Raw genomic sequence first — 13,143 nt, 5'->3', positions numbered from 1 at the left:
TCTCATGAAAGTAGCCGCTGTGCTTTATTCCCTTATTATTTTCAGTGTGTCTGCCATCAGCGCTGAGCAAGTACGCACACAATTTGGGCTATTATCTGGTACCAGCGATGAACAAAAGCATATTAGTGCGTTTAAAGGGATCCCCTTTGCTGCCCCTCCTGTCGGTGAGTTTCGTTGGCAACCACCGCAGCCCGTTAGTGCATGGCAAGGCGTGCGAGAAGCAAAAAATTTCGCATCCAGACCCATGCAAAATCCTATCTACAGTGATATGCAGTTTCGCTCTGAAAATACCAGTGAAGACAGTTTGTACCTTAATGTTTGGACCCCACAGGTCAATAACAAAAGTAAGTTGCCAGTGTTACTTTATTTTTATGGCGGCGGATTTATTGCCGGCAGCAGTGATGAAAAACGTTATGACGGAGCGTCGATGGCGCAAAAAGGCATAGTGGTGGTGACGGCCAATTATCGTCTGGGTGTATTCGGTTTTTTTGCCCATAAGGGATTATCGAATGAATCGGGTTACCAAGGTTCTGGTAACTATGGACTAATGGATCAGCAAGCGGCCCTTAAATGGGTGGCGGACAATATTAATGTTTTTGGCGGCGATCCGGCGCGTATTACTATCGCCGGTGAATCTGCAGGTTCGATTTCAGTCAGTGCGCTGCTGGTGGCTCCTTCTGCTAAGCCCTATATAGCGGGTGCGATTGGCGAAAGTGGCTCCATAGTAGGACCGCCGCTTGCCCCTTTGCCACTTGGTAAAGCAGAACAGCATGGCGATGAAATTGCTATGGCGCTACTCAAAAATAGCGCAAAAGGAAAAACCGCTATCAAGCCCGAAGACCCCATAGCTGCACTTAGAGAAATACCAGCACAAGCGCTGCTTGATCAGGTGACTAAAGCGGGATTTATCTATTTTAAGCCGAACGTAGATGGCTATTTTTTGCCTGCCTCTGTGGTGGGATTATTCGCAGATGGTAAGCAAGCAAAGGTGCCACTTCTGCTAGGCGATAATTCTCAAGAAGGCAGTTATCAGCAAATTATGGTCGATGGTGCGCCAACAGTTGAGCATTATAAGGATCGCATTAAGCGTTTATATCCGGATGATTTTGAAATAGTTTTACAATTGTATCCTGGTAACAATAGCGAACAAGTAATGGCATCAGCTCAGGCTCTAGCTAGTGACCGATTTATGGGCATTGCGACATATAATTGGGTTTACCAGAATAGTAAAACGAACCCGTCACCAAGCTATTATTATTTTTATGACCACGTACGTCCAGCCACTATAGGGGCAAAAAGAACCTTATTAAGCAATCAGCCAAGAGGAGCTGTACATTCTGCTGAAATTGAATATGCACTGGGGAATTTGGACGTGAATCCGCTCTATAAGTGGAGCAAAGCCGATTATCAAATGTCGACAACCATGCAGCAATATTTTGCCAATTTCGTTAAAACGGGGGATCCGAATTCAACGGACTCTGATGCAAAAAAATTATTAACATGGCCGAAATTTTTGAGTCATAAGCGGATGGTTTTGCGTCCTGAGCCTACGGTGGAAGATATTACTTATTTAAAGGCTCGGCATGCTTTTCACCGCGAATATTATTCACAGCAATAACATTCTAATGGCAAGCTTGTTGACAGTATAGCGCTGAGACAAGGTTGCCCATCACAGCGAGCGCAATCGTGACCAATCAATTTATAAAAGAATATATAGTCGTGGCGCAAAACGCGTCGGGACGCAACATGAATGTGCCCCTTTACCGATTTATCGGCCAGCAACCCGGGCCTAAGGTCTATATTCAAAGCTCGATCCATGGTGCTGAAGTTCAAGGCAATGTAGTCATTTATCATCTTATTCAGCTATTAAAGCAGCAGCCGATCCGCGGTGAAGTGATTTTAGTACCTAATTGTAATCCTGTAGGCACCAATATTAAGGCCGGCGAATATACCTTAGGGAGATTCGATCCAGTCAACGGTACAAATTGGAATCGAGGATATTTCTTTGATGAAAGTTTGATTCATGAGTTCGCAAAAAATGTGCATAATGATGATTCATTAGTGCAGATAAAATACCGTTTTCGTCAACAAATAAAACAGATCTTAGCGGATAAATTGGAAGAGCCTTGGGGAATTGGTTTAGCACAACGGCTAAACCTGAAGCTACAACAATTAGCATTTGATGCCGACTTTGTACTCGACTTACACAACGGTCCTGTTTCAACCCGTCACATTTATGTACCAGAGTATGCACAAGCTTCTGCGAGCTTATTTAATATTCCGCATGTGATTTTAATTCCCAATAAATTCGCTGGTGCCTTAGATGAAGCCACTTTTTGTCCCTGGTGGACACTACAAACTCTGCTCAGTGAAAAGCGTCAACAGTCTATCGACTTTGGTGTTGAGGCTTTCACACTTGAAATGGGTAGTCAGGAGGTGATTAACTTCACTGAAGGGGAATACGACGCTAATAGTATTTTGGGATACTTGAATGCTAAGGGCTGCTTGATAGAAAGTGATATTGAGCCTCAACGTATGCGCAGGGTAGCAACGATGCTAAAAGACTATAAAGTCTTATACACGCAACAAGGCGGCATGGTGGAGTATTTGGCTAAGCCTGGTGAGCCGGTAAAAAAGGGACAGCCGCTAGCTAAATTACTTAATGTAGATGAGCTTGACACACCCAATGCAACGGAACTTATTCGCGCACAATGCGACATGATACCAATTTTGCATTTCCCGTCGGCTTCCATTCTTAGTGGTACGCAATTATATAAATGCTTTACCGAATATTTCGAGCTGTAACAGCGCAAAAATAAGTGACGAAGTAGGGGGGAAAGGTCTTAAAATTTAGGTAATTGCCCAGAGCATCGATGCTCGTATACCAGTGCACTTTCAACGTGATTAACCTCAGGCCTTGCGGTAAGTTGATCGAACACGAAATCACGTAAATGGCTCGAATCTGCAACGCTAACATGAAGTAGAAAGTCTATATTCCCACCCATATGAAATACGCTTAATACTTCTGGTAGGGGTAATAAGTCTGCGACAAACGCGTCTACCGCTAAGCGGTTATGGTCTGATAATCGAATTGATATCATGGCCTGAATATGACCACCTAGTGCGTTTAAATCTACCTGCAATGAGGCGCCTTGGATAATATCATCCGCTTGTAGGCGTTTAATGCGCTCAAGACATGATGACGGCGCTAATCCAACCCGCTTGGCTATTTCTTTGTTTGTGGTACGGGCATCTTCAAAAAGCGATGCGAGAATAGCTAAATCGATGCTATCTAAAGGACGACTGTTTTTTTGCGCCATAGTCTCTTTCATTATAAGGGGATAATAGATGCTCGGGAGCGTTTCTCGGCTAGGGTTTGTGTCGCAGGGAATATTGCCCGCTATTTTAGCTTAGTAATCCTAGGCTAATGATGGCCATAGAATCGTTGCTATATGGTCAGAATGAAAAACCCGTTCACTGGTCGAGCTAACCTTACATTTCGGCGTTGTTCGTTGCAGTCCAGATATCAATGAAAGATATCTGGACAAAGGGATTTAGTTCATCGCCAACATGATGCGCTTACTATTGCTTAGCAATTCAAGCTGATGCTTGGCAACAAGTTCAAAGGCCGAACGTTCTTTTTTAGCAATGGGTAAGGCTTTAGGTAGCTCAACCGTTCTTGGATTACGATGCACACCGTCAACCAAAAATTCGTAATGAAGATGCGGGCCTGATGCTAAGCCAGTAGATCCAACAGTGCCAATTATATCGCCTTGTTTGACAGTTTGGCCGACCTTTACGTTACGCTTGGTGAAATGCAGATACTTGGTGACGTATTTTTCACCATGTTGGATAAACACATGGTTACCATTGTATTTATCATAGGAGGAACGAATGACTTTACCATCACCGGCAGCCATTACTGGCGTGCCTCGGTTGGCAGCATAATCTACGCCTCTGTGTGCTTTCCAGCGCTTTTGAACCGGGTGGAAGCGGCTCTTCTTAAAGCTAGAGCTAATATATTTAAAGCTGACTGGCGCCCGTAAAAAACTCTTACGCATACTGCGCCCTTCAGGGGTGTAGTAGTTACCATCGGAATAACGAATAGCGGTAAAGGTGTTTCCGCTGTTAGTAAATTCAGCCGATACGATATCGCCATATTCAACAAACTCGCCATCGATATATTTTTCTTCAAATACCACGTTGAAGTTATCGCCTTGGCGTATTTCTAAAGCGAAATCGATATCCCAACCGAAGATAGCGGCCAAACTCATGATTTGATTTTCAGACAAATGTGCTCTTACACCAGCATTCCAAAAACTACTATTAATTTCGCCTTGAGCGTAATTTAAGCGGGTATCAACTTGCTTTTTATCGACACTAGAGACCAAAGAGCCGTCTTCTGCCGGTTGAATAAGTAAGGTTTCAGTATTTGAGAACGCATAACCAAGCCCAGCAAATTGACCTTTCTCATCAATTTGCAAAGAAACAAGCTGACCAGGACGTATCTTAACTAATTTTTTAGCTAGGTCGCCTGCTTGGGTAACATTATAGGTGTCACGGGCAGATAAACCTGCTCGAGCAAATATTTTGGCTAACGTATCGCCGCGCTTAACTTGAAACGTTTTCCATTCAAGGGTGTCGTTAGCCTCGGCTGTAGTGCTAGTAGCAAGGTGCTCAGTGCTAATCGGTAATTCATAACGCTTGCCTATTTCAAGCAGCGCAGTTTCAGTATTGCGCGATGCGCTGGCTCGATCAGACGGAAACAATGCGAGAACTAGCACGAGAGAAGCGAGGGAAATAACAGCCCACTTATGTGCTTTTGGTAATTGTGAAAAGGCTTTTTTTACCACAGGGAAATTCAACTCATACAACTATTGAACTAGCAGAATATAATGATTACAGAATATTTTCTAGTGGGCGGTCGTTTTTTATACATATTTAATTAATGAGTAATGCAACATTAAGTTGATTAATCCTTATGCGCCCTTTCAATAGCAGTCGGTGCAACGTAAAATGTCCGACTAAAATTTTACATATATACGAATTTATAAGGGTCTAAAATGGCAGATTGGCAAAGTGCGTTTGCTGAGCTTCAGCGTGGTGCTGAAGAAATATTGTTGGAAGAAGAGCTAATTGCCAAGTTAAAAGAGGGCAAACCGTTAAAAATTAAAGCTGGCTTCGACCCGACTGCACCAGATTTGCACCTAGGTCATACTGTTTTAATTAATAAATTGCGCTCATTTCAGCAGCTTGGGCATGAAGTTATTTTTCTTATCGGTGATTTCACCGGCATGATTGGCGATCCAACAGGCAAGAATGTGACACGTAAGCCGCTGACTCGAGAAGATGTGTTAGCTAACGCTGAAACATATAAAGAGCAGGTATTTAAGATCCTTGATCCGGCGAAGACAACAATTCGCTTTAACTCTGAGTGGATGGAAGCATTAGGTGCGTCGGGCATGATTAAGCTGGCATCTAGTCAGACCGTTGCACGTATGCTTGAGCGAGATGATTTCAAAAAACGCTACGCTAATGGCCAGCCGATTGCTATTCATGAGTTTATCTATCCCCTAGTACAAGGTTGGGATTCAGTTGCTTTGCAGTCAGATGTTGAGCTGGGTGGTACCGATCAGCGTTTTAATCTACTGATGGGACGTGAATTGCAAAAAGGACAGGGTCAACGGCCACAGACGGTATTAATGATGCCATTACTAGAAGGCCTAGATGGCGTGCAAAAAATGTCTAAGTCATTAGGTAATTATATTGGCATAACGGATTCCCCTAGCGATATGTTTGGGAAAATCATGTCCATTTCTGACGATTTGATGTGGCGTTACTACGATCTACTTAGCTTTAAGGCGATTGAAGAAGTAGCGCATTACAAAGAGCAAGTAGTCGCCGGTACCAATCCAAGAGACATTAAAATTGCTTTGGCTAAAGAAATTATCGCACGTTTTCATGACGATGCCGCAGCGGAAGCCGCGCACCATGAGTTTATTCAACGATTTCAGAAAAACGCCATACCTGATGAAATGCCAGAATTTAACTTCGCTGCAAGTGAAGAGGGTATGGCCGTTGCCAACTTACTTAAAGAAGCTGGTTTGGTGACATCTACCTCTGAAGCTATGCGGATGATTAAGCAAGGTGCGGTCAAAATGGATGGTGAAAAAGTGGCTGATCAAAAAGCACATTTTACATCTTTAGAGCAAGCTGTATTTCAGGTGGGTAAACGTAAATTTGCCCGTGTGACAATAGCGTAGAGTCGATTTTGGTTTACTCCATAGGGAGTAAACCACTTATCTTATTCTGGCTTATCACGAGAAAATTTACGTTTTTTCCTATCTAAATTAAAGTGACTCAAGTGCAAATCTAGTGCTTCCACTGAAATGTTTATTTCTCTTACCGACAATCCTAGCGAATATAACAACAGTATTAAACTAGCCGCAAATATAGTGCTACCGATGGTTTGATATTCAGCATATATAGCTAGCATCGAAAGTACGCAAAGAAAAAAGCTAAAGGCACCAAATTCTTGCATCCGTTTAATTAACTGGATACGTTTACGTAAGTTATTAATTTGCGCGTGAGTGTTCTCTTGATCCTGAGTGGGGTCAAGATTACGTATTGTGCTCGCCAGAGCCAAAAAACGATTGGTGTAAGCCAATAACAATAAAGAAATGGCCGGAAATAACATTGCGGGTGTGGTAAGGGTGATGGTCATCTTAGCGGTAGATTCTAAATATGAAAAAGTATTGCCATTATGGCACAGTTTGAAGTTGTGCCTAATTGGTTGCTATCACGCCTACCATTATTTCCCAGTTTTAAATGTTAATTATAAATTAAGCGCTTGGTTTAGCTGCTTAATAGCAGTGGTGTGGTATCAAATAGGCATTCTCGAATAGGTAGCTTGGGCGTACGTACATGATGTAATTGTGGGTCGCCAAGATAAGCCCAAGATGCCCCATCAAATGCTTTCACTCATTCCGTGACACTCTTCAAATAGCGCTGGGCGATAAGCTCATAACAAGCTAAGTTTAACGTGTCGATGACTATGTTTTTTGTAACGGTAATAGAATAACTACCAATGGCAGTCTTAAAGGAAAATATAGCAACATATACAACTCTAAATACTTGGAACGTTGTTCGATTGTTGAATTTTTTGGCATCAAAAATAGAATGTACCAAGTGGAAGAAATCTCAGTCTTTATTATGGTGTACTTTATTACACAAAGTCGTCAGCCCATTTATTAGCCTTGGGGTGAAACGGTGTAATTGATCAGGGTCAACCACTGCAATAGGAGCAGGTATAAGCGCGCGTTTGTCATACCAAAACGATTCCGCTTCTGTGGAACTAACGTGCATGGCTGCGATCATTAAACTGGGGTGCTTGCGTGCCACTTGTTCGATACTCACTTGTGGGTAATCGGCCGGGGCGTTGGAAAACACATTTTTTGCGCCACAAATATGCAAAAGGTGCGTCGCCCAAGCATTAGGACCGATCGTCATCAGGGGCGCTGGCCACATATAATAAAATACATTTATACTCACAGCCTTAGCATATTGCTGTTTTAAAAGATTAAGTTGCTGTGAAAAATTACTCGCCAGATTATCCGCTTCTGCTGATCTGCCAATAAATGCACCTAATGCTCTTATATCTTGAGTAATGTCAGTTGGTTTCTTAGGGCTAGAAAGATAAATGTTAAAGCCTAGGCTTGCTAATCTGGTTAAATCCTGAGGTTTATTTCCCCCTTGCCAAGCGACGATAAGATCTGGGGATAAGCGCAGGATCTGCTCGAAATCCACGCCGTTGTAACTCGCTACCCTTGGTAATAATTTGGCCTGTTCTGGATAATCACTGAAATCACTAACAGCTAACAATTGATCCCCAGCACCTAACGCATAAATGAGTTCAGTAGTGTGCGGTGCTAGGCTGATAATGCTAGGTTTGTTTTGTGCAAGGGCTGGCAATAACAAGCTCGAAAATATGATAACGAAGTTTAATACTCCGCTGATAAAAATCTGCTTTATTAGCGAACGGTGGTTTATCGAACGGGCAGCTCTACTGTGGTTGTCAGTGAGCCAATAAAATATCAGTGGAGTCATTCCTTATAACCATTCCATTTATTGAATCACCATTTATTGAGCCAAGCTGCTTATAACCACTGCGATGCATAAAGATAAAATCCAGTATGTAAGTTTACACAATGTAATGGCTTGCAGACTACGATTTATATCTAGAATACTAGCTTGATTAGGACCGCCACATTTAGTTGAGCGCTTTTTGTTTTGATCATAAATGATAGGTCCACTTAGCTGTATTCCCAAAGCCCCGCCTTGCAAAGCCAATACAACTTGATGGGTGCTACTTGATGACGGCAATGCGCGTAATGCCTTAAATGCTCCGGATATATTGTGTATTAATGCGCACAACGACGCTGAAATACGCACAGGTAGCCACAGCAAAAGAGCTAATATATTGGCGCAAGGCTGGCCAAAAATACTGAAACGCTTGAGCTTTACATTCCAGCTATGGGAAAACTCATATAACAGGCGAAGTGAAAGTGCGACTACAGGACCAAAGACCAGAAATACCAGTATGATAAACAGGTATTGCTGATGAAAGCGAAGTATTACACTCTCAATACAGGCTTTAACGATGCCCACTTCTGAAAGTGACGCAGTCTCGCGTAAAACCATGGGGGCGAGTGTTTGCCTAGCCAATACTTTCTTATGCAGCGATAACGCATTTTGCACTTTTCTAGCACGGTCTATTATTGGCTGGTATTGCAACGCAACTAACAGTAGCACGCCATCGAAAAAGAGTGGGAATTCAGCCATGCTGGTGAAAATAGCCAATATCACAGCGATGGGACTGATTAATACCAGCGGCGCTAATGTGCCTGATATCTGCTGTTGCAGTGTAGGTCGCTCTGCTGACGGGTGAACTTTTTCGGCCATTCTGTCCGCGACCAAGCGAACGAAGCCAAGTGGATGATACCGCTCAGGCCAGTTTAGTAAGTTTTCGATTAGCATTACCACCCCTAAAACCCATACTGTTTGGAGCATAGGGGAGTTTAATAATACGAGAAAATAGCTAGGCAATGTTAAGGACGCTTAATGTGAGCGCGCATTGAGTTCGGATATCATTCCCATGACTAACAATGCAGAGTGTTTAGCGGCTTGCCCCAAGTAAGCTTGAAATGAGACCGTTGACGCTTTTCCTGCGATATCTGAGAGAGAACGAATAACTAAAAAGGGTACGTCAAGCAAATGGCAGGTTTGCCCAATAGCGACACCTTCCATTTCAGCTGCTGCGATAGTGGGGAAGTTAGCCAATAATTTGGCCGCGGCTTCATCGCTACCAATAAAAGCATCGCCGGTGCAAATCAGTCCGCCTTTCGTTTTAACTTGTCCTAGAGACAATGCGGCCTTTTCAGCTGCGTCTATAAGCATGGGGTCGCAAACGAAGGTTTCTGGCATACCTGCGCATTGGCCGAATGCGTAACCAAAATGGGTAAGATCTGCATCATGATGAACTACTTCGCTAGCGATAACGATATCGCCAATACTCAGTGCTTGGTCGAACCCACCAGCAGAACCAGTATTAACCACATAATCAGGAGAAAACTTATCCACTATGATAGTGGTGGCAATCGCTGCAGCAACTTTACCTATGCCGCATTTGACCAGTACCACATCTATACCATTAAGCTGTCCGCTATATAGCGTTAGGTGGGCATGATTATGCTCGATAAGATTACTGATTGATTGCTTAAGAAGAGTAATCTCTTCATCCATGGCACCTAGAATGGCAATTTTCATAAATTCAATGGTCACTTAACTGAAAAATAATGGCGGAAGTTTATTACGTCTAGCGGGAATATGAAACATATCAGGATAACGAACTGACGAGTGAATAATTATTTTCTGGTTCAATTTGAGTTAAAATAAAAAAGCGCCATCAAAAATATGATGACGCAAAACAAGCAAGCAAGTTGGGATTCGCTGCTAGTTTAAGCTTGCGCAGTCCTTCGCATGGTTTAACAATCTATAGTTCAATCACTTAAAACGCATATGTAGCTGAAAATTGCAGACGGCTCATATCACCGTCGACATCTGACTCGAGCGTTTTTTCTGCATAGGCATATTCCGCTCCGAAGGTCAGCTCTGGCGCAGGGGAGTAAAGAATATTTGCTCTTGCGCTATAGGTCTCTTTGATTACACCTAACCCTGTTAAATCGGTATCGTTATCGGCGCTGAACATGGCATAACTAAATGTACTGCGCCATTTTTCATCCCACAAGTGACGATAGGCTATCGTAAAGCCTCGAACATCAATGGCATCAAGTTTATTATTGGCATCTAACACTGCACCGTTGGACGCGTTAAGCGCGATATAACGGCCCAAGCCACTGCCGATATTAGCCATAATACGTAGATCGTCTTCACCAAATTTTATTTTACTTGTGATGCTTAAACCGTAACCCGCCTCTGAAGTATCAATATCATTTCCGTCTTGCTTGTCTTCATAGGCCAATTGACGTACCAAGCCTGCTATAGATACATGGCCCCAAGATTGATTCAGTGTATAGCGGGCAGCCAGATCAGGGACTGAGTTATCATCTGCAACAATCCGTCCACTACCGCCAAAGGGCGTAACCGTAGTTTCTGGATTTTCAAGGGACACCTCAAAAGCGCCTGAGGTATATTTCAGCATGGTTTGTCGGGCAAATATAGTGCCGTCAGTTACGCCGATAAAATCCAAAGATTCGGGCAAGGTTTTAACATCTTGAAAGGTCGACCAAGTTTGCCCTATCAACCAATTATTATATTTCAAAAACGCGTGCCTGATACGTGGCTCATAAGAATTACTGATACGTTCGTTACCATCCGGGGTGGTATGAAAGTCGAACTCTAGTACACCGGTAATTTTATCATTATTACTGAGTAGGGTATTGGTCGTAAAGCGGAAACGGGATTGCTTGATATGCGCGTCAAATTGGGCACTTTCTTTTTCGCCCCCGCTAGGCGTCAAGCTAGGAATATAAAAATCTCGGCCGATACTACCAGAGCTTAACGTACCGTCGCTATATTGGCTTACCATTGCGTCTGCTTTGATATAACCGCTGAATTTAAACGTCGTTTTTTCGAGTGGGTTGGCAGTTGAAGTAAATGGCACCGTAGTGCATGCGATTGCAAGGCTTGTGAGTGATATGTGTTTTATGTTCATCTGTATCTCTGTCCGTATAGTAGCTATTTACACTATCTACTCTGGATCAGGTTAAAAAAAACAGCTATAAGCTCATGGTCTATGATACCAAGGTCTTAACATTTGTTACATTTTGGTAATAACTTTGATGGTATTGCTCTGGAGTGGTTAAATTACCTTTTTTGAGCGCTATATATGGTCTGAATTATTTACTGTTAACGCTATCCGGATACCTTGAATTGACTAACGAGTGCTTCGAGCTCGGTTGTTTTTTGCCTTAGACTTTCGGCAGTTTCTCCATTTTTCACCGCAATTCCGCTTAAGTCCGTCGTTTGACTTGAAATATCAATGATACGGCGACTGATCTCTTTTCCAACGATGCTTTGTTCTTGGGCCGCGGTGGCGATCTGAACATTAAGATCACGCATAAGTGCGACTGATTTTGCAATCTCTGTCAGAGTTAGCGCCGTTGCACTAATACTTTTCTCCGTTTCGTCACTACGTTGAATACTTTGTGACATAACGTTTACAGCAGCACGAGAGCCACTTTGTAACGTGGAAATCATCTCTTGTATTTCCTCGGTACTGCCCTGGGTTTTACTTGCAAGATTTCGAACTTCATCGGCCACTACGGCGAAACCACGACCATGCTCACCCGCCCGTGCAGCCTCAATTGCGGCGTTTAACGCGAGCAGATTGGTTTGACCGGCTATACTTTCAATAACCAATAAAACGGCACTTATATTTTCAACGTCACCCCCAACTTTTGTTACAACGTCTCCCGTCTTAGTCAGTTCTATGATTAAGTCGGACATCTCGTAGCTGCTTTGCTCTACGTTGCGCATCGCTTTATTTCCGTCGCTGTCGGCTAATTGGGCAGCCGATGCTGCGTTATCTGCGTTAATTGAAACTTGATGAGCCGTTTCTGACATCTCAGTGGTGGCCGTTGCAACTTGGTCTATTTCATTATGCTGTTTAGCGCTTAACGCCATAATAGATTTTGCTTGTAAGGCCAGGTCTTCACTGCTTTGTCTTACACTTACGCTAATTTTAAGAACGTTGCTGATAATGGTTTGTAGGGTGGCGAGTAGTTCGTTAAGGTTAGAGGCAAGCTCGCCTAACTCGTAGTTGTCTTTGATATGTAAGCGACGAGTAAGATCTCCTTCACCACTTGCTAACTCTTTTATCGATTGGGTGACTTCATTTAAGGGACTCAGTATAGACCGAACAAGTAACAGTCCAATAATGACAAGTACAACGAGCAATACTCCCGAAACGACCGCCACTGATGTGATTAAGTCGCTGCGTGATGCATCAATGTACTGTGAGAATATATTAACCTGATTATCGATTGTATCTATATACAAGCCTGTCCCTATCATCATTTTCCATCTTGGGAAATAAATGGAATAGGACAATTTTGCGGCAGCGTTTTTTTCCCCTAAACGAGGGAAATGATAGGTAACAAATTCATTCCCTCGCCCTAATTTATTCGAGCGACCGGCCGCAATGAGATCGCGAATAAGATAAATGCCATTCACATCTTTAAAGTCAACGTAGCTATTACCGATACCTGCTTCATTTGACCCATTAAACAAGCGCACTGCTTTATCATCATAGCCAAATATGTATCCATCTTTACCAAATTGAAGGCGTTGTAATAGTGTAATTGCATCGCTTCTATCGCCGTCTGTGTTGTATATTGTTTTTATACTGTTGTAGGCCAAATCTACGGTGTTCTTTAGTTCTTCTTTTTTGCTTTCGATCAGCATTTTTCCTGCTGATTCTTCGACCGTGCTTATTAGGTTGGTTACTTGAGATACGATAATAAATAATAGTATCGTAACCAAAGTAACTAACGGGACAATAGATATGATGAGTAGGCGATTTTTAATAGATAAATATTTAAACATTTCGCAGTACCTCGTGAA

Annotated in this window: 12 protein-coding genes; 3 read left to right on the top strand and 9 right to left on the bottom strand. The window is 42.8% G+C overall.

Annotated elements, in window-relative coordinates:
• Positions 1–4 precede the first annotated feature (4 nt).
• Together GQR89_RS18395 and GQR89_RS18390 are read left to right on the top strand one after the other, a co-directional pair.
• Positions 5–1,618 carry a carboxylesterase/lipase family protein gene (locus GQR89_RS18395; RefSeq protein ID WP_158771400.1) on the top strand — a complete coding sequence of 538 codons (1,614 nt, stop codon included), beginning with the start codon at positions 5–7 and terminating at the stop codon, positions 1,616–1,618.
• Between the two features lie 68 nt (positions 1,619–1,686).
• Positions 1,687–2,805, top strand: a complete 1,119-nt coding sequence (locus tag GQR89_RS18390; protein WP_158771399.1) for a succinylglutamate desuccinylase/aspartoacylase family protein — start codon at positions 1,687–1,689, stop codon at positions 2,803–2,805.
• Between the two features lie 38 nt (positions 2,806–2,843).
• On the opposite strand, the gene GQR89_RS18385 is transcribed toward GQR89_RS18390, so the two are convergent.
• Positions 2,844–3,320 (bottom strand): Lrp/AsnC family transcriptional regulator, encoded by a 477-nt coding sequence (locus tag GQR89_RS18385; RefSeq protein ID WP_158771398.1) that lies wholly within the window; start codon positions 3,318–3,320, stop codon positions 2,844–2,846.
• A gap of 234 nt (positions 3,321–3,554) precedes the next feature.
• Positions 3,555–4,853, bottom strand: coding sequence for a peptidoglycan DD-metalloendopeptidase family protein (locus GQR89_RS18380; RefSeq protein WP_158771397.1), 1,299 nt, complete (start codon positions 4,851–4,853; stop codon positions 3,555–3,557).
• Between the two features lie 210 nt (positions 4,854–5,063).
• Between GQR89_RS18380 and tyrS the strand changes: the two genes are divergently transcribed.
• Positions 5,064–6,263, top strand: coding sequence for a tyrosine--tRNA ligase (gene tyrS / locus GQR89_RS18375; protein WP_158771396.1), 1,200 nt, complete (start codon positions 5,064–5,066; stop codon positions 6,261–6,263).
• A 41-nt stretch (positions 6,264–6,304) separates the two neighbouring features.
• Here tyrS and GQR89_RS18370 read toward each other — a convergent pair whose 3' ends face one another.
• The 7 genes from GQR89_RS18370 to GQR89_RS18345 form a co-directional block, all read right to left on the bottom strand.
• Entirely contained in the window at positions 6,305–6,724 is a 420-nt protein-coding gene (locus GQR89_RS18370) for a DUF2721 domain-containing protein (RefSeq protein ID WP_158771395.1), read from the bottom strand.
• 131 nt (positions 6,725–6,855) lie between these two features.
• On the bottom strand, positions 6,856–6,981 hold the full coding sequence (locus GQR89_RS21645) for a hypothetical protein (protein ID WP_255455646.1): 126 nt from the start codon (positions 6,979–6,981) through the stop codon (positions 6,856–6,858).
• A gap of 219 nt (positions 6,982–7,200) precedes the next feature.
• Positions 7,201–8,106 carry a cobalamin-binding protein gene (locus tag GQR89_RS18365; protein WP_158771394.1) on the bottom strand — a complete coding sequence of 302 codons (906 nt, stop codon included), beginning with the start codon at positions 8,104–8,106 and terminating at the stop codon, positions 7,201–7,203.
• A gap of 33 nt (positions 8,107–8,139) precedes the next feature.
• Positions 8,140–9,036, bottom strand: coding sequence for a cobalamin biosynthesis protein (locus GQR89_RS18360; RefSeq protein WP_158771393.1), 897 nt, complete (start codon positions 9,034–9,036; stop codon positions 8,140–8,142).
• 81 nt (positions 9,037–9,117) lie between these two features.
• Positions 9,118–9,825, bottom strand: coding sequence for a 5'-methylthioadenosine/S-adenosylhomocysteine nucleosidase (mtnN, locus tag GQR89_RS18355; protein WP_158771392.1), 708 nt, complete (start codon positions 9,823–9,825; stop codon positions 9,118–9,120).
• Positions 9,826–10,066: 241 nt separating this feature from the next.
• Positions 10,067–11,233 (bottom strand): DcaP family trimeric outer membrane transporter, encoded by a 1,167-nt coding sequence (locus GQR89_RS18350; protein ID WP_158771391.1) that lies wholly within the window; start codon positions 11,231–11,233, stop codon positions 10,067–10,069.
• 200 nt (positions 11,234–11,433) lie between these two features.
• Positions 11,434–13,125 carry a methyl-accepting chemotaxis protein gene (locus GQR89_RS18345; RefSeq protein WP_158771390.1) on the bottom strand — a complete coding sequence of 564 codons (1,692 nt, stop codon included), beginning with the start codon at positions 13,123–13,125 and terminating at the stop codon, positions 11,434–11,436.
• Positions 13,126–13,143 lie beyond the last annotated feature (18 nt).

This window comes from Paraglaciecola sp. L1A13 (assembly GCF_009796745.1).
Classification (GTDB): Bacteria; Pseudomonadota; Gammaproteobacteria; order Enterobacterales; family Alteromonadaceae; genus Paraglaciecola.
This window is presented reverse-complemented; position numbering and strand designations above follow the sequence as displayed.